2 pseudogenes are annotated in these 607 nt (G+C 57.7%); both read right to left on the bottom strand.

What is annotated here, in order from left to right:
* Positions 1–277 (bottom strand): annotated as a pseudogene (locus tag RNA01_RS23570) (P-type conjugative transfer protein TrbJ); the annotation flags it as partial.
* Positions 270–607: pseudogene (locus RNA01_RS23565) on the bottom strand (conjugal transfer protein TrbE); the annotation flags it as partial. The pseudogenes RNA01_RS23570 and RNA01_RS23565, both read right to left, overlap by 8 nt.

The following is a 607-nucleotide window of genomic DNA, read 5'->3' as shown; positions in this document are numbered from 1 at the left end:
CGGGCAGCTGCGCCGTGTTTTGCAGCATGTTTTCGTAGATGTTCAGCTGGTTTTGGATCTGCTCGGCCAACTGACTGATCTGTGTCAGCTGATTGTCGACTTGCAGGCCGGAGCTTTTAAGAAGGTCGACGAGCTGTGCATTGTTGGCAAGCTGTGTCCACTCGGTCGCAGCGCCCGTCGCTGAGCCGGCAAATGCTGGTGCCGAAGCGCAGACTGCAAAAGCTGCCACGACAGCGGTCGCGGATTTACTTCTGAGCGATAGGATATGGTCAAGCATAGCGATTGATCCCTCTTTCATTGAGCCATTGGGTCGGCCAGTCTTTGCCGTAGGTTGAGAGAAGTTGCCGGATCCGAGCGAGGTCGGCTTTGCCGGAAGCACCGACGAAGGAGAGGGTGAGCGGCCCCAGCGCCATATCGAAAAGGCGGCGTCCGTCCGGCGACGTCACGTAATATTCCCGCTTTGGAATAGCGGCTGCGACGATTTCGATCTGGCGAGGATTAAAGCCGATGCGCTCATAGAATTCCCGTGTCCCGGACTCGCGGGCAGCCCCATTCGGGAGGCAGATCTTGGTTGGGCAGGATTCCTTCAGGACATCGATGATGCCCG

This window comes from Paenirhizobium naphthalenivorans (assembly GCF_007992095.1).
Taxonomy (GTDB): domain Bacteria; phylum Pseudomonadota; class Alphaproteobacteria; order Rhizobiales; family Rhizobiaceae; genus Allorhizobium; species Allorhizobium naphthalenivorans.
This window is presented reverse-complemented; position numbering and strand designations above follow the sequence as displayed.